The sequence below is a fragment of the Arsenicibacter sp. R0_47 genome, assembly GCF_057652235.1.
The window spans coordinates 20,607-38,478 of record NZ_JBYFCJ010000003.1; the positions used below are offsets into that span (position 1 = coordinate 20,607).

Annotated in this window: 10 protein-coding genes; 6 read left to right on the forward strand and 4 right to left on the reverse strand. The window is 51.5% G+C overall.

Annotated features, from left to right (window positions below; genetic code table 11):
* Positions 1–150 precede the first annotated feature (150 nt).
* The 3 genes from AC23NW_RS06105 to AC23NW_RS06115 all read right to left on the reverse strand — a co-directional run bounded on the left by AC23NW_RS06105 (position 151) and on the right by AC23NW_RS06115 (position 4,832).
* Positions 151–1,812: an NAD(P)/FAD-dependent oxidoreductase gene (locus AC23NW_RS06105; RefSeq protein ID WP_487448359.1), complete on the reverse strand. Its 1,662-nt coding sequence runs from the start codon at positions 1,810–1,812 to the stop codon at positions 151–153.
* Between the two features lie 94 nt (positions 1,813–1,906).
* The gene (locus AC23NW_RS06110) at positions 1,907–3,310 is read right to left on the reverse strand and encodes an ATP-binding protein (protein WP_487448360.1); all 1,404 of its coding nucleotides are present in this window, start codon (positions 3,308–3,310) and stop codon (positions 1,907–1,909) included.
* A 103-nt stretch (positions 3,311–3,413) separates the two neighbouring features.
* Positions 3,414–4,832: a TlpA family protein disulfide reductase gene (locus AC23NW_RS06115; RefSeq protein ID WP_487448362.1), complete on the reverse strand. Its 1,419-nt coding sequence runs from the start codon at positions 4,830–4,832 to the stop codon at positions 3,414–3,416.
* Between the two features lie 182 nt (positions 4,833–5,014).
* On the opposite strand from AC23NW_RS06115, the gene purU reads away from it, so the two are divergent.
* Both purU and hemE read left to right on the forward strand, forming a co-directional pair.
* Positions 5,015–5,854 carry a formyltetrahydrofolate deformylase gene (purU, locus tag AC23NW_RS06120; protein WP_487448363.1) on the forward strand — a complete coding sequence of 280 codons (840 nt, stop codon included), beginning with the start codon at positions 5,015–5,017 and terminating at the stop codon, positions 5,852–5,854.
* Positions 5,855–5,916: 62 nt separating this feature from the next.
* Positions 5,917–6,951, forward strand: coding sequence for a uroporphyrinogen decarboxylase (hemE, locus tag AC23NW_RS06125; protein ID WP_293835987.1), 1,035 nt, complete (start codon positions 5,917–5,919; stop codon positions 6,949–6,951).
* 58 nt (positions 6,952–7,009) lie between these two features.
* Here the strand turns inward: hemE and AC23NW_RS06130 are convergent, their stop codons facing one another.
* Positions 7,010–8,329 carry a cation:dicarboxylate symporter family transporter gene (locus AC23NW_RS06130; protein ID WP_487448365.1) on the reverse strand — a complete coding sequence of 440 codons (1,320 nt, stop codon included), beginning with the start codon at positions 8,327–8,329 and terminating at the stop codon, positions 7,010–7,012.
* 399 nt (positions 8,330–8,728) lie between these two features.
* Here AC23NW_RS06130 and AC23NW_RS06135 point away from each other — a divergent pair, with 399 nt between their 5' ends.
* The 4 genes from AC23NW_RS06135 to AC23NW_RS06150 all read left to right on the forward strand — a co-directional run bounded on the left by AC23NW_RS06135 (position 8,729) and on the right by AC23NW_RS06150 (position 17,852).
* On the forward strand, positions 8,729–11,983 hold the full coding sequence (locus AC23NW_RS06135) for a SusC/RagA family TonB-linked outer membrane protein (RefSeq protein ID WP_293835983.1): 3,255 nt from the start codon (positions 8,729–8,731) through the stop codon (positions 11,981–11,983).
* A 14-nt stretch (positions 11,984–11,997) separates the two neighbouring features.
* Positions 11,998–13,515 carry a SusD/RagB family nutrient-binding outer membrane lipoprotein gene (locus tag AC23NW_RS06140; RefSeq protein WP_487448367.1) on the forward strand — a complete coding sequence of 506 codons (1,518 nt, stop codon included), beginning with the start codon at positions 11,998–12,000 and terminating at the stop codon, positions 13,513–13,515.
* 12 nt (positions 13,516–13,527) lie between these two features.
* Positions 13,528–14,370 (forward strand): BT_3044 domain-containing protein, encoded by an 843-nt coding sequence (locus tag AC23NW_RS06145; RefSeq protein ID WP_487448368.1) that lies wholly within the window; start codon positions 13,528–13,530, stop codon positions 14,368–14,370.
* Positions 14,371–14,663: 293 nt separating this feature from the next.
* Entirely contained in the window at positions 14,664–17,852 is a 3,189-nt protein-coding gene (locus AC23NW_RS06150) for a SusC/RagA family TonB-linked outer membrane protein (RefSeq protein ID WP_487448369.1), read from the forward strand.
* The last annotated feature ends 20 nt before the right edge of the window (positions 17,853–17,872 follow it).

Below are 17,872 nucleotides of genomic sequence, written 5' to 3' on the forward strand. Positions count from 1 at the left end.
AAAAATGGTTTTCTACAGGTTACTTTTTGCTGTGAAATGAGACAAACAACAACCTAACACGACCCTTGACGGGAATGTTTTGCGGATCATCAGGAAACAGAGCGTAAGCCGGAATCCAACTTCCGGATGCCGGCTTACGGGCCTGTGGGACTACATTCCGGCCAGGTATTTGTGTACAAAACTAACCGCCATGGCTCCCTCACCGACAGCGGACGCCACGCGGTTCATCGCTGTAGCCCGCACGTCGCCGGCGGCAAAAATGCCGGGGCTGCAGGTCTCGAGTTCAAACGGATCGCGGGTTTGTTTCCATGACTTACGGAATGACTCATACCGGAGGAGGTTCCGGCCTGTTTCGATAAATCCTCTGTCGTCTTTAATAATGCTCAGCTCAATCCACTCCGTGAACGGCTTGGTACCGATAAAGATGAACAGCCCTGCTGCTTCTACTGTTTCGCGCTCTTTGGTCTGGCTGTTTTGCAGCACCAGGCATTCAAGCCGTTCATTGCCCAGGCCTTCCACCACTTCGGTAAACGGAAGTACGGTGATGTTCGGCGTATTGCCAATCTGGTCAATCAGGTACTGCGACATGGTGGCCGACAGGTCAGCGCGGCGGATGCAGATAAAGACCTGCGCCGCCGTACGCGACAGATACATGGCTGCCTGCCCCGCAGAATTACCGCCACCGACCACATACACCGGTTTGCCCTTAAACGCATAGGCTTCTGTGGTGGCTGCGCCGTAATAGACACCCGCACCGGTAAAGCGGCTCAGGCTTTCGGTATCCAGCTTGTGGTAAGATACACCGGTACAGAGAATGATCGATTTGGCGACCACCTCGCTGCCGTCCGACATGTGTATGTGCTTATACTGCCCGTTTGACTTAATACTGACGACCTCCTGCGGTGCCAGGAACTCAACACCGAAGCGGGTAGCCTGCGTAATGGCGCGGCGGGTCAGTTCGGCACCACTCAGGCCGGAGGGGAAACCAAGGTAGTTCTCAATCCGTGAGCTGGTACCTGCCTGACCACCCGGCGCCCGTTTGTCGATCAGGATCGTTTTCAGCCCTTCGGAACCGCCATACACGGCGGCTGCCAGGCCAGCCGGCCCCGCGCCGATGATGGCCAGGTCGTATAAACTTTCGGCAGCCTTTGGCTTGAGGCCAACGTGCTCGCCCAGTTCGGTGAGTTTCGGTTTCACTAATGCAGTACCATCGCCCAGAATAACGGCCGGCAGATCCGTCCGGCTGAGGTTGTGGAGCGCCAGCGTCGATTCGGCTTCCGGATTCGTCTCAATGTCAAGCCACTGGTAATGAAACAGGTTTCCTGACAGAAAATCCTTGATTTCGTGGGTACGGGGTGAAAACTGATACCCGATCAGCCGCAGCCCTTCGAAGGCCGGGAGGTAGCTGGACTGCCAGTCTTCGAGCAGCTCGTTCAGGACCGGATACAGCCGCTCCTCCGGCGGGTCCCAGGGTTTACCGATGTAGTAATCGAGCTGTACCTCGTTGATGGCCCGGACTGCCGCGTCAATATCGGAGTAAGCCGTGAGCAACGCCCGTTTGGCGTTCGGGTATAACTGGCGGGCCTTGACCAGAAAATCAACGCCGGCCATTTCGGGCATCCGCTGATCGGACAGGAACAAGGCTACTTCTTCCCCTTTTTTCTTGAGCTCGACGAGGCTTTCAAGCGCCTCATTCGCCGAGGTTGTGGCCAGAATACGGTATTCTTTCCGGTATTGCTGCCGCAGGTCGCGCTGCACCGCCTTCAATACCTGTTGATCATCGTCAACTGCAAAAATTACAGGAAGCTTCATGTCTTAGTTTTTGAGTTACTGGATATTGAGATACTTGACGCTGGATATGTGATATCACTAAATTACCGCATCAGCGGGTCACTCAATCACTCAATCACTCATTAGTAACCGGCAGGCAGATGCTGAACTCTGTATGGCCGGGTTGTGATTTAACTTTGATACTGCCGTTGTGGCGGTGAACAATGCCCTGGACAATGTCAAGGCCCAGACCGGTGCCCGAGCCAATGGGCTTGGTTGTGAAAAACGGATCAAAAATCCGGTCGATCACGTTTTCGGGAATGCCTTTACCGCTATCCACCACCTTCGTCAGGATAAATGTCTGCCCGTTCGGGCGCTGGTCGACCTCCGAGGTCACTTCCAGCCGGCCGCCGTTATCCATGGCATCCACTGCATTATCAATCAGGTTTGTCCATACCTGATTCAGTTCGCCGGGCCAGCCGCAGAGAACGGGCAGGTTATCCGCCAGCTGAACGGACGTTGTAATCTGTTTTTGTTTGAGCTTGTGGTTGAGGAGCGTCAGTGTACTCTGAATCCCTTCCTGGATATGCAGGTTGCTTTTGCCCTCGCCGCGATCCATATACGTGTAGTTTTTGATCGAACCAACCAGTGTTTGAATCCGGCCGGAAGCGTCGGAGATGTCGAGCACCAGTTTTTCGGTGACCAGATTCGTGACCAGCCAGTCGAGTACACCCTGTATGTTAGCGGCCCCGACTTCCTCAAAAACGGCATCCAGATCATCGGCCGACACGTTGAATTCAAGCAACTGACCGGCAAGGTCGTCGTTGTCGGTAACGTCGTGGTCATCGAGCCAGTCCATCAGTTCATCTTCCAGGCTGCTGCGTTCCAGCAACGACAGGTGTTTGGCCGGTGCCGACACTAACCGGAGCAGCATCTGACTGACGACATCAATTTGTGCGTCATTCAGCTTAAGCCGCATGATGGTCTTAAACCGTTCGGGCGTTGCATGCATGTGTTTGCGCAGGGTATTGGCACTGCGCACCACGGCGGCCACGGGGTTATTCAGTTCATGAGCCAGCCCTGCCGACAGCCGCCCCAGCGAGGCCATTTTTTCGTTTTGCTGGGCCAGCTTTGTAAAGTCACGCACGCGGGCCGTCATGCGGTGAACGAGCGCCTCGGTAAGTTCGTAGCAATGCTGTGTCATCTCGCGGAGGTAGTCCCGGTGGAGGTAAAGTAGTTCGGCCTCTGCCTGTACATTCCAGAAAGTAGGTGCCGTTTTCATGCGGGAATAGGGCAGCACCCCCATGACCGAGTGCGGACCATAGAGCGCAATCTCTTCTTTCGCACTCTGGGCGTCGCTGTCGAGCCGTACCTGTCCGCTGACGACCAGTATCAGGTGATCAACGGGATCGTCGGGTTTATAAAGCGTGGTTTTGGCAGGGTGGACCTGTGATTCAGACCGGTCAAGAAGCCATTGGAACTGCTCATCGGGCACTTCCCGGAAGTAGTCGAAGGCACGTAAGGTAGCCAGTGAAACCATAAAAGAAGAGTTGGTATAAAGGTCAATGCGGTAACACACTTAGCTTCGAGGACGTTCGTTTGCCGGCAAGCATTTATACAGCGGGAAAAGCAGCGTGGATAACTTACTGTGACAGCAGTTTTTCGATTTCCTGCGCAGCGTTGGTGCTGGGGAGGCTTCCGCAGCCGCTGCAAACCAGCTTGCCTTTGGCATCAATCAGGACGTAATGCGGGAAGGCTGCAACGCTGAATTTTTCCAGTAATGCCGTGGCCCATGGCTTGTCTGCATACAGATTCAGGGTTTTCAGGTTTTTGGCCTTGCTCATTCGTATCCAGTCTTCTTTGCTGCTATGCACACAGATATTGACGATTTTGACGGGTTTGCCCTGAAAGCGATCTACCAGCGCATTTTCATAAGGTATCTCGGCAATACAGGGCGGACAGCTGACAAACCAGAAACCGATATAAACGATGTTCCCCTGCATCGCTTCGGCCAGCGCCAGTGAGTCGTGGCCCGCACCCGTACCCGTGGTTAGCCGTTGCTGTATCTGCGTTCCGGAAAGCTGGTAGAGCGGCCCGAAATGATTTTTTACAGGATCGATAAATCGTTTGTCCTTTATGAACGGATAAAATTTGTCGTAGAAAAACTGACCTCCGGTAGGTGACATTTTCCAGTACTCAGCAATCATCGCGGCGGCAAATGCATCCCACACATCCTGACTCATTTGGTTCAGAGAAATAGCCAGCGCGTTTCTCTGTGCTTTGTCGATGGCCGGATTGCGGGCCTTAAATCGCCAGTAATCCCGCAGAAATAGCTGGTAAAGGTTATGCAGGCGTATTCTCGGGTTATCCAGTATGTCCGGAGTAGCAAACCGTAGTGCTTCGTCTAAGGCGGCAAAGTTGTTCGTCAGGCTGTCTCTGTACAGGCTTTGAACATGAAAAAAAGCATTATCCGCACGAATACGATCCTGTTCAAACTGTACGAACCAGTCGGGAAGCTTATGTTGCTGCCGGTAGGTGTTAAAGTAGGATAGTTCGGCGTTTCTGAGCGAATCCAGCCGCTGGAACACGGCCTGGATAGCAGGCAGCTTTCGGGCTTCGATAGCGTCATTCTGGAATGCCGTGTCTTTTTCGCGTGCTCTGGAATAAAGCGTTGCGGCGGCGCCTTTTCCGGTAATTGCTGCCGTGCTGAATCCGGAAGCGCTGTTGCCATTAAAGGTAATGGTCAGGGTATCGGCCGGAATTAATAACACCGGTAGCCAGTGCTTATCGATATACAGATGACCGGACTGTATACCGGCAACCGCAATCGCTATTTCTTTAGACCCATTACCGGCCGGAATAAGGTCAGCAACAGTATTGTTCTCACCAACCAGGGTGCGCCCTGAGCTTATTGAGAGCCGGCAGGCGCGTTCATTGCCGGTATAATTGAGCCGTACAACTGTTCTGGCATCAGGATAGAATTTGCCGAGGTCATTAATCGTCTGTGCATGGCTGGTAAATGAGGAAAAAAGAAGGACGAAGGTCAGGATATACAGATGCATGTTAGTGGTGTTTTGGGGGCTGTAAGTAAGTGAATTTCAGTTGTATTTGCAATGTCAGGCAATAGCGGTTATAATGGGTGAAACGTGTTTGGCTGTTTACGTCTTTACCGGCGCCGTCTTCCTGCTATTTCCCTGACCGTCAAATGGCATAAAGTCTGTACCTTTGCGTTTTTAAGGCTTTTATGTCCGACGCTACTAAACATATATTGCTGATGGACGGCCCCGACAATAAAGGGCTGATTTATCATGTCACAGGTGTGTTGTTTCGGCACAATCTGAATATTATCCGGAACGATGAATACGTAAGCCCCGACGGGCAGTTTTTCATGCGTACCGAATTTGAAGGGGAGCTGGATAAGGAAGCGTTGATGACTGAACTACAGAACACGCTTCCGCAAGGCATTAACCTGCGCATTAACCCCAAGAAGAAAAAGAACATTGTGGTGTTTGTTACGAAAGAACACCATTGCCTGGGCGAACTGCTGATCCGGTACACCTTCAACGAACTGGATGCGGATATTCTGGCCGTGGTGAGTAACTACAATTACCTGCAACCGCTGGTGAGCAAGTTCGGGATTCCGTTTCATTACATCTCTCACGAGCTCAAAACGCGCGATGAGCACGAGGCCGCTATTCTGCGTACACTGGCCATTTACCAGCCGGAGTACCTGGTACTGGCCAAGTACATGCGGGTGCTGACGCCGGAATTTGTGAAGCATTACCCGAACCGGATTGTCAATATTCACCACTCGTTCCTGCCCGCCTTTATCGGAGCCAGCCCGTACCGGCAGGCTCATGACCGGGGGGTAAAAATCATCGGCGCCACAGCCCACTTCGTCAACAATGATCTGGATGAGGGACCGATTATTGCCCAGAATGTGAAAGAGGTTGACCACCGGCATACGGCTATCGACATGGCCACGGAAGGCAAGGATGTCGAAAAACTTGTACTGTCCCAGGCCTTAAAACTAGTATTCAACGACCGTGTGTTCATTCACCGGAACCGGACGATTATTCTTTAACAATCACCGGTTAGCGGCTGCGGACTTCTCCGGAAGCCCCGCAGGATACCGGTGTCACGACTATGAACTTACAAAACGATTTATTGCTGCGGGCTGCGCGCGGAGAGCAGGTCGAACGGGTGCCTGTCTGGATGATGCGGCAGGCCGGCCGGATTCTGGCCGAATATCGGGCCGTCCGCGAAAAAGCGGGTAGCTTTATCAGTCTGGCTACCACGCCCGAACTGGCAGCCGAAGTAACGATTCAGCCGGTTGACCTCCTGGGCGTTGATGCGGCCATTATCTTTTCCGACATTCTGGTGGTGCCCGAGGCGATGGGGTTACCCTACGAAATGGTAGAGCAGCGCGGGCCGGTATTCCCGAAAACGGTCCGGACAGCCGACGACCTGAAGCAGTTGCACGTTGCCGATGCCGAAACCGATCTGGGCTATGTGCTGGAAGCCATCCGGCTGACTAAAAAAGGCCTGAACAACCGGGTCCCGCTCATTGGTTTTGCCGGCGCACCGTTCACGATTTTCTGCTACATGACAGAAGGTAAAGGCTCAAAGACATTCTCTGTAGCCAAAAAACTGCTGTACACCGATCCGGCGTTTTCACACGCTTTGTTGCAGAAAATCACGGACAGTACCATTGGCTACCTGAAGGCGCAGGTGGCGGCAGGGGCTAATCTGGTTCAACTGTTCGATTCATGGGCGGGTATCTTGTCGCCGGAGCAGTACAATACGTATTCGCTGCCGTACATCAAGCAGATTTGTGATGCCATTGCGGCTGACCCGGCGACTGACGTACCCGTAACGGTTTTTGCGAAAGGCGCGTTTTTTGCCCGTAAAGCTATTGGTGAACTGAACTGCTCAGTGGTAGGCCTGGACTGGAACATGGACCCTGCCGAATCGCGGTTACTGGTGCCAAATAAGACGTTGCAGGGCAATCTTGACCCTTGTGTGCTCTATGCCAGCTACGACCAGATCCGGGCCGAGGTGCGGAAAATGGTAGATGCGTTTGGTAAGCAACAATACATTGCTAACCTTGGCCACGGCGTTTATCCGGATACCGATCCCGACAAAGTCCGCTGCTTTATCGAGACAGTGAAGGAGTTGTAATTACTATTAACTTCCAGGAAGTTCAAAACTTCCTGGAAGTTATGGCAAGCTGCTTAACCTACTCCGGCAACGGATCCAGATTATCCTTTTCAATATCTTCACTTTCGGTAATGTTGCCGAAGGCATACGCCATTTTTTGGCGGTCAAAGGCTTTTTCGTTGTTGGCCAGCCAGATGGTTGCTACGCCATTGCCGATGAAGTTGGTGATACTACGCGCTTCGGACATAAACCGGTCAACGCCCAGCAACAGGGCCAGCCCTTCGACCGGAATCACCTTAATGGCCGTCAGCGTACTGGCCAGTACCACAAAACCGCTGCCGGTTACCCCCGCGGCTCCTTTCGACGTTACCATCAGAATGCCGATGATGGTCAGCAACTGATTGATATCCAGATGTACATTGAAGACCTGCGCCAGAAAAATCGTGGCCATCGACAGGTAGATGGTTGTGCCGTCGAGGTTGAATGAATAGCCGGCCGGTACCACCAGCCCGACCACCGATTTGGCGCAGCCCATGCGTTCGAGTTTCTCCATGAGCGAGGGTAGCGCTGCTTCCGAAGAAGACGTACCCAGCACAATCAGCAGCTCTTCGCGGATGTATTTCAGGAATCCCCACAGGCTGATGTTGTACGAGCGCATGACCAGGCCGAGGCCGCCGAAAATAAAAACGGCCATGGTCGTGTAAACGGTGCCCATGAGTTTGGCCAGCGGCAGGAGGGTGCCGAGACCGTACTTGCCGATGGTAAAAGCCATGCCGCCAAAAGCGCCGATGGGCGCCAGCAGCATCACTTTGTGCAAGCCCCAGAAAATATATTTAGAGAGGCGCGTCATCAGGGCAACCACCTGCTCGCGGCCGCTGTAACGGCTCAGAACAATACCAAGCAGGATGGCAAACACCAGCACCTGCAGCGTGACATTATCGAGGAAAAACTTCAGCCAGCTGAATTCAGTAGCGCCTTTGGTGTACTTTGAAATATCGCCTCCCTTAAGCTGCTCCGTCATTACACCATCGCCGGGCCGGATGACATTGGCGACCACAATGCCGATAATAAGCGCGACCGTTGTGACTACCTCAAAGTACAGCAGCGCTTTGGCACCTACTTTCCCGACTTTCTTTAAATCGCCCATGCTGACAATACCTAAGGTAATGGTCAGGAAAATGATCGGGTTGATGAACAGCTTTACGGCACTGATAAAAAGCCCGCTGAGCATCTCGCTGATGGTGGCTCCTATCGTGAGCTCCTGCCCCATAAGCCGGCCTTTTACCGGACTGTCAAGAATTGGCTGCAACGCAATGTCCGGCCGGAAGTGGCCTAGTAAAATGCCTAAGGTGATACTGGTAAGAACCCAGAATGTAAGGTTTGAGAATAGTTTTTTCAAGGTAGTCGATGGTTAGGCCTGGCCGTAAGCGGAGTAAAAATAGCGATAAAGTCCAAAATAAAGCCCTGTGTATCGTAAGTATATTTATGCGAATAATTGGTGTACAAACTATTGTGTTAGAATTAGTTGACTCAAAATATAGTTGTCTGCAACAAGCAGCGAAGGATAATGTTTATTTTATATTATCTACAAACTAGGAAAAGTTAAATAGTTACAGTGATTAATGTTTTTGTGATTGCTTTGGCAAGATTACGATTTTTTGATTTTAATGGCGATTTAATTCGATAAATATCAAAAAATTATTCTGTGGACGACAAAAAGTTGCGAATAATAAAATGTCTGCTTTAGATTTGTAGACACTTTTTCAAATAATAGTAATTAGCTAACCAATTGTCGTTTATGAGAAAAGTTCTATTTGGTAGCTGGCTCTTGTCACTGTTGTTCTGTGTTCCGTTGCTGGCGCAGGACGTAACAGTGAGTGGCCGGGTTACCGCTTCGGATGATGGTTCCCCATTACCGGGTGTGAACATTGTTATTAAGGGCACAACGCGGGGCACAACCTCCGACGGAAACGGTGCCTATCGTGTTGTTGTACCGGGCAACTCAACGCTGACCTATTCCTTTGTCGGCTACAAATCGCAGGATGTGGCGGTGGGAAACCGGAGTACAATCAATGTAGTGCTTGAGTCGGATGCTGCTATACTAAACGAAGTCGTGGTGACTGCTTTTGGTATCCAGCGGAATGAACGCGAAATCGGTGGTTCCGTGGCGAAAGTAAATAACCAGCAGCTGGTACAGGCTTCGCCGATCAACGTGGCGACGGGTCTGGCCGGTAAAGTGTCGGGTCTGCAGATCAACAACGTAAACAGCGGGGTTGGCAGTAACGTACGGCTGACACTGCGCGGCAACCGCTCGTTTCTGGGTAACAACCAGGCGCTGCTGGTCGTCGACGGGATCATCACCGACAACAGCTTCCTGAGTACCATCAACCCTAACGACGTCGAAAACATGACGGTGCTGAAAGGCCCGAGTGCCGCCGCGCTTTATGGCTCGGATGCGTCGAACGGTGTATTGGTGATTACGACGAAGCGCGGTGGGGCGGCAACCCGCCCGCAGATTTCGTACACCAACTCAACGCAGTTTGAAAGCGTGGCCTACATGCCGGGGCTGCAGCGCTCATTCGGGTCAAACGGGGGCGAGGGTAATCCCTTCCTGGACCGCGATGGCCGCCGGTTGTATGTACCGTACGAAAACCAGCAGTTTGGTCCGGCCTACAACGGCAGCATGGTACCGCTGGGCTATGGTGTTGAAATCCGGAATCCGGACGGAACCGTATCGGGCCTGGATACCCTGATGGTGCCGTACAGCGCCACAAAAAGAGACCCGCGCCGTGATTTCTTTAATACGGGCGTGTTGTCGCAGCACGACATTAACTTCCGGGTCGGCGATAACAGCAATTATTTCGGCCTGAACCTGCAGCGGCTCGACCAGAGCGGGATTATCCCGAACGACCGCTACCAGCGGACGGTGATTGGCGTAAAAGGTGGTCGTGTGGTAGATAAATTCACCTCAAATGCAGCGGTAAACTTTACGTATCAGAATACCAACGTGGCCGGCGGCGATTTCGGACAGGACCGTCCGGTTTACTGGAACGTGCTGAACACACCGGCGCACGTACCGATCCGCGATCCGCGGCTGATGGATATCAACTCGCCGTATGGCAATGTTAACGGCTATTATAATGCCTATTATCCAAATCCGTGGTGGCAGGTGACCGGCGAAAACTCGCGTCAGAAAACCAACAACTACGCGTTGCAGGGGTTTGCGGACGTGGCCTACAAGCCGGTTGAGTGGATGAATATCCTGTACCGTGTAGGTGGGCAGGCGCGTTTCAGCTCGTACAAATACAACCGCGCGGCGGTTACTTTCTCCGACTATGCGCTGGGCGACCCGTGGGGTGCCGGTAATATTGCCTCTTCGCTGCAGCGGGTCAATGCCCGTGTGCAGGATGCCATGTCGCTGACAACCCGCTTTACCGGTGACCTCCTCGTATCGTTCAGCCCTAAATTCGGTGAGTTTTCGACTAACCTGATTTTGGGTCACCATATTCAGCAGGATTACTACCGGACGCAGTCGGATTACGGTGCGGCGTTGCAGATTCCGGGACTGTATAACATCTCGAACGTAATTGGTCAGCCGGAAGTATCGGAGTACATGCAGCGCAGCCGCCTGATGGGGGCATTCGGTGACATTACGGTTGGTTTCCGCGACTTTGTGTTTATTCACGCAACCGGCCGGAACGACTGGACCTCACTGCTGTCGAGCGCTAACCGGTCATTCTTCTATCCGAGTGTTGATGCGTCGGTGATTCTGTCGGATGCCATCCCGGCTCTGAAAGGGACAACGTGGCTGAATTACCTGAAACTGCGTGGCGGTATTTCAAAAGTGGGTAACATCACTGTGGGACCGTATCAGTTACAGAACGTATTCATTGCCGGTACAAATGCCTATACCAACGGCACGTCGTTTCCGTATGGCAGCCAGTCCGGCTATCAGCTGGGCAACACACAGTATGACCCGAACCTGAAGCCGGAATTTACGACCAACCGTGAGATTGGCGTAGAACTGGGCTTCCTGAACCGTTTCAATCTGGAGGTTGCCTACTACAAAATGAATACGACCAACCAGACCGTACCGATTCAGATTTCGCGGGCAACAGGCTATACATCGGCCCTGATCAATACCGGTGAAATGGAAAACCAGGGCATTGAGGTTGATCTGAAAATCCGTCCGATTATCCGTGCCGGTAAGTTTACGTGGGAAGCCAGCGGGAACTATACCTATCTGACCAACAAGGTTCTGTCGCTGTACGGTGATCTGGATCGTCTGAATATCCCGTATGGCAGCGGAACCGGTTCCGATGTGTATGCAGCTGTCGGTAAGTCGTATCCGGCCATTTACGTGAGCGACATCGCCCGTGCCAACAATGACCCGAACAGCCCGTACTATGATGCTTCGGGTCAGTTCCTGGGCCGTCCGGTAGTGGGTAGCAACGGCGAAACGATTCTGGATCCGAATCTGGCCTATGCCGGTTCGACGCAGCCAAAACACCGGCTGGGTATCTCAAATACATTTAAGTACGGCAACTTCAGCCTGAACATGTTGTGGGAGTACCGTGGCGGGGCCGTGATTTATAACTCGGTGGGCAGCGCCCTTGAATTTACCGGTGCCGGTATCCGGTCAACCTATAACGGCCGCGAAAACTTCGTATTCCCGAATTCAGTGGTACAGAACAGTGACGGCACGTTCGCGCCGAACACTAACCTGACTACCCGCGACGGCAACCTGTTTTTCTGGACAAACTCAGCCTATCATCAGGCCGGAACCAGCTACGTGACCAGCGCCGACTACTGGCGGTTACGCGAGATGGCCATCAGCTACGATGTGCCGGCGGTATTCCTGGAGAAGGTGAAATTCGTGAAGACGCTGAACATTGCCCTGAACGGTCGTAACCTGTTGTTGTTCCGCCCGAAAACCAACGTATTCTCCGATCCTGAATTCTCGGTGGATAACAGTAACGCAATCGGGATCACGAACGAGTACCAGACGCCGACAACGCGTTTCTATGGTTTCCGGGTTAGTGTAGGTTTTTAAACGCAGAACTCATCATGAACAATATAAAGAAATTTGCCATCGGAGCGCTGGTTGTGGTACTGGGAACAGTGTCCGGCTGCAAAGACAGCTACTTCGATATTAACAATAACCCGAATCAGGCGACGGAGGCACCACCGGAACTGGTACTGCCAACGGCCCTGAATGCAACGGGTACCTATTTTGCCACAAATTTTCCCTTCCTGAACCTGTGGATGGGTTACTGGAACTGGAGCGGTAACTATTCGATCAGTCAGTCGGACAAAAACTACCAGTTTACAACGACCTATTTCAACGATATCTGGACGGATGCCTACACACGGCTGAAAGACTATGATTTCGTGGAGAAGCAGGGGGCGGTCCGTAATCAGCCGTACCTGCAGGCCATTGCCAAAGTCATGAAGGCGCTGCACTTCCAGATTCTGGTAGATACCTACGGTAATATACCCTATACAGGGGCGCTCAAAGGGGCCACAAACCTCCAGCCAACCTACGAAAACGGACAGGCGGTTTATGAAAACCTGATGGTACAGCTCGACTCAGCCCTGATTTTCATCAATCAGGGAAATGCGCGGGTGGATGCCGGAGAAGAGTCACTGAATATTGGAGCTAATGACATCATGTTTAAGGGTGATATGGACAAATGGGCCCGTTTTGCCAACACGATCAAACTGCGGATGCTGCTCCGGCAATCTGAAAAGTCGGACCGGCAGGCCTATATCCAGACTGAGCTGGCTAAGATCAAGGCATCGAACATCGGTTTCCTGCATGAAGGTGAAAACGCGTCGGTGAATCCGGGCTATACCAACTCAACCAACCGACAGAGTCCGTTCTATGGTGCGTTCGGTTATTCGGTGAGCGGGGCAACGGTTGAACTCAACAACCAGTACCGCGGCAACAAATACGCCATTGATTTCTACACGCAGACCAATGATTCGCGGTTGTATTTCTTCTATTCGGCATCGTCGACGGGCAGCGCATACCGGGGCACATATTTCGGCGATATCAATACGCTGGTCAACAGCCAGACATCGGGCATTGGCCCCGGACTGCTGGAAAGTGCCGCGCAGGATGCCGTGATTATGTCGTCGCACGAAGCTTTCTTCCTGCAGGCCGAAGCAGCGCAGCGCGGCTGGATTACAGGTAGTGCAAAGACCTTATACCAGACCGCTATTACCGAATCATACCGGAATCTTAAGGTACAGGACGATACCGGTACGGCGGAGGAATACGCGCAGGAGTACTATTCGCAGAACGTCGCAAACGTAGGATGGGACGCGTCGCCGAATAAAATCGAGGCGATCATTACCCAGAAATGGGCGTCGCTGAATGGTTTCTCGCCTTACGAAGCATGGAGTGATTACCGCCGGCTGGGCTTACCGGCTGTGCCGATCTCACGGGATCCGAGCGTAACCGTGCGCCAGATTCCGGTGCGGTTGCTGTATCCGCAGAGTGAGTACAGCTACAACGGTACCAACGTGCAGGCGCAGGGGCAGGTCAGCCAGTTTACAACTAAGGTGTTCTGGATTAAATAAACGAAATCAACCATGAAAAAAATTCTTGCTATACTCGTTGCGGTTGGGACGGCTTTTAATCTGACGGGCTGCCTGAACGACGACGAACATTATGTGGACTTTCAGGGTGCCGGTGCGATTGCGGAGATTCCGTCGTCGGCATTCTACGGCATTGCGGATAACCAGAGTTTTCTGTCTTCATCAACGCCGACCTCGTATTCGTTCAATGTAAACATTGCTTCGCCGAATCTGCCGTCGCAGGATGTGCAGCTGGCACTGGGCATTAATCAGAGCGCGCTGACTACGTATAATAGCCAGAACGGCACTGCCTACACGTTGCCGACGGCGGGAACCTACCAGATCACGACGCCGACGGTGACGGTAAAGGCGGGTACACGCATGGCACCTGTTACGGTACAGATCAATACGGGCTCGATTAAACCAACCGATCAGTTTGCCATTCCGGTCAGTATCACCAGTGCGACGGGCGGGGTAACGGTGAGTGGTAACTATGCGACAAAGATCATTTTCATCAAGCTGCGGAATAACTACGAAGGTAGCTATCAGGCAACGGGGACCTTTACACACCCGACAGCCGGCGCCCGCGCGATCAATGAGCAGAAAACACTGCAGACCATTGATCTGACAACCAGCGAAACTAACTTTGCGGACCTGGGTGGCAGTGGCTGGACCATGTGGCTGAAGGTAAATGCGGACAATACCGTAACGCTTACACCGAAAGGATCATCGAGCACGGCGACCACGCAATTCGGGGAAAACCGCTATGATCCGGCTACGCGGACATTCATTCTGAACTATAAATACCCTGGATCAGGTGGAGATCGGGTTGTGAATGAACGTATTAGACGACTGTAATCTGGTATTTTTTTAATAATGAAGGCGGGCCTTATGGTCCGCCTTTTTTATTGAAAGTCCAATTTTAAACTTTTTTAACATGCGAGCCGAAATGTTGCGAAAATTGTATTTATCAGGTCGAATATTAAGGAATCATTAAATAAAGTGACCTGATTACTACGTTGTATTGAGAAAACGGCAACCGATTATGTGGCAAAAAGTTAGGTATAGTTTATTAAAATTTTACCGAATTAATTAAAAAGTGATAATTTGCGGTCAATTTTCCAAAATAACCAAACTAATAATCGTTCCCTATGAAAAAAGTTCTACTCGGTAGCTGGCTACTGACGTTGCTTTTCTGTGTTCCGCTGTTAGCGCAGAACATTACAGTAACGGGCCAGATCACATCTTCGGAGGACAAATCTCCACTACCCGGCGTAAGTGTACTTGTCAAAGGTTCGAGCCGCGGTGCCAGTACACAGGCAGACGGTACGTACAAAATCGCGGTGTCAAAAGGGGAAACGCTCCAGTTCAGCTTTATCGGCTTTACGACGCAGACGGTAGTTGTTGGTGCGCAGACAACAATCAACATCTCGCTGAAACCGGATGCGTCTCAGTTACAGGAGATCGTTGTAACGGCACAAGGTATTCGTAAGAACCAGCGCGAAATCGGTTATGCGTACTCGAAAGTACAGACTGAAGACGTGACCGTTGGCCGCTCACCGCAGTTGGCACAGGCCCTGTCCGGTAAAGTAACCGGTCTGGCTGTTTACAACGTGAACAACAGTGTTGACCCGTCGGTGAAAATTGTATTACGCGGTTTCCGTTCATTGACCGGTAACAACGAAGCACTCGTGGTTCTGGACGGTATGCAGACAACATCGACTGTACTGGCGTTGATTAACCCGAATGACATTGAAAGCGTATCAATCCTGAAGGGTGGTCAGGCGGCAACCCTGTACGGCTCGGCCGGTATCAACGGTGCGCTGATCATCACAACGAAAAAAGGTACGAAGGGTAAAATCAAGGTTGGCTACTCAAACAGTACAAACTTTGAGCAGATCAGCTTCCTGCCGCAATTCCAGGAAAAATACGGTTCCGGCTCGCACTACTATCCGTCGTTTGGTTCTGCCGGTTATAGCAGCGATCCGCTGGTGCGGATGAAAGGCAACTGGCGTTCATACGAAAACCAGCAGTTCGGTGATCCGTTCGATGGTTCAATGCGTATCCTCGGTCGTACGGCCGAAGATGGCAGCCAGCTGATTGTTCCGTATTCAGCCGTTAAAAACGGACGTTACAAGGCGTTCGATACTGGAGTGTCTATGAATAACCAGATTAGCTTCCAGGGTGGTGATGAAAACAGCTCATTTTACATGTCGGCTGAAAATCAGAAAATCCAGGGTATTGTTCCGCACGATAAGAGTGAGCGTACCGGTGCCCGCCTGACGGCTACCCGCGAGTATGGTAAGCTGAACGCCGGTTTCAACGCCAGCTATACTCAGGCTTCGTATGACCGCACATCAGCCGATTTCTATAACGACGTAATCAACCAGCCGGCCAACCTGCCGCTGAGCGATCTGCGCGACTGGCAGAACAACCCGCTCGCTAACCCGAACGGTTTCTACAACGACTATTACAACAACCCGTACTTCAACGCGGATAACAATCGTGCCCGTTACAAGGATGCTAACATCCAGGGTAACCTGAATCTGACCTACAAGGCGACGCCATGGATGACGATTACTGAGCGTCTGGGCATCATGAACAACTCACGGACAGGTAAAAACACAACCGGTAAATTTCTGTATTCTGACTGGGCAAAGTCAAAATCGTTCATTCCGGCTCCGTGGTATTTTGATGGTGATGGTACAGGTATCTACCGCGCTATTTCCGACGTCCTGGGTAGCGTTAACGACTACGCGAACACAGAAAACGTAATCAACAACGAATTCCAGATTCAGCTGACAAAGGATTTCGGTCCGTTCTCAAACAAACTGATTCTGGGTCACAGCGTATACCAGCGTTACCTGAAGTCAATCTCAGTAGGGTCGAGCACGATCGTTGTACCGGATGTATATAACGTATCAAACCGTCAGGGCGAATTAACAGGTGGTGAAGCTAACTCACTGCAGCGTCGTGAAGGTTTCTACGCTGACTTAACGACCAACTACAAAAACTGGCTGATTCTGAACGGTACATTCCGTTATGACCAGACGTCGTTGTTCTACAAGCCAACCCGTCCGAAGAATTTCTACTCATACCCTTATTACGGAGCGGCCCTTTCGTTCATTGCAACCGATGCCTTCCCGACTATTAAGAGCTCGTTCCTGAACTACGCCAAACTGCGGGTTAACTATAACAAGAACGCAAACGATAACATCCCGCTCTATGGTCTTGACCTGGTATACAACAACGGTGCTAACTTCCCATACGGCAACACTGTTGGTCTGACAGTAGGTAACACCCTGCCGGATGCTAACCTGAAGCCGGAAGTTGTTTATTCATCAGAGATCGGTGGCGAATTCCAGCTGTTCAATAACCGGGTTAACTTAGATGTATCGGCTTACACCCAGAGCTCAAAAGGCCAGGTAATCACGGTGAAAGTACCGAATACTACTGGTTTCTCGAACCTGCTGATCAACGTAGGGCAGACGAAAAACTGGGGTTATGAAGGCGAATTCAAGTACCTGATTGCCCGTGGCGGTAAACTGGACTGGGATGCCTCTGTACGGTACTCATACAACGATAACAAAGTGATTGACCTGTATCCGGGCATTGATGAATTCCTGCTGAGCGGTTATTCATACGCTAGTACGTATGTAATCAAAGGCTCACGGTTCCCGATGCTGAAAACCGATGGTTATCAGTATGCTCCGGATGGCTCAGGTTATCGCCTGGTTAACGCCACGACAGGTTATCCGCTGCGTCAGTCTACACTGTCTCCGCGTGGTGGTACGCTACCTCGTCATATCGTAGGTTTAGGGTCTAAACTGAACTACGGCAGCTTTGGCTTTACCTTTAACTTCGAATATCGCGGTGGCAACTACATGTACAGCGACTTAGGCCGTCAGATGACCTTTACCGGTTCAGGCAAATGGACTGACAACCGGACGGATCAGATCTTCCCGAACTCTGCCGTACTGAACAGCGATGGATCTGTGACACCAAACACAACTATTAAAGTTCGTGAGCCTGAATACGCTCTGTGGGTGGATAACTACCGGGTAATCTCAGAAAACTTCGTGAACAAAGCCTGGTTTATCAAACTTCGTGATGTTAACCTGTCATACAATCTGCCACAGTCATTTTTAGCGAAGACAAAAATCTTCTCGACTGCCAGCATCGCATTGTATGGCCGTAACCTGATTACGATCGTCGATAAAATGAACTACTATACTGACCCTGAGTATAGCTTTACAACAGGTAATGGCTTAGGTATCAACAACACTGGTCAGACGCCTCCGGTACGTCAGTTCGGTGTGAACATCAACCTTGGTTTCTAGGAATCACAACATTAACAGGA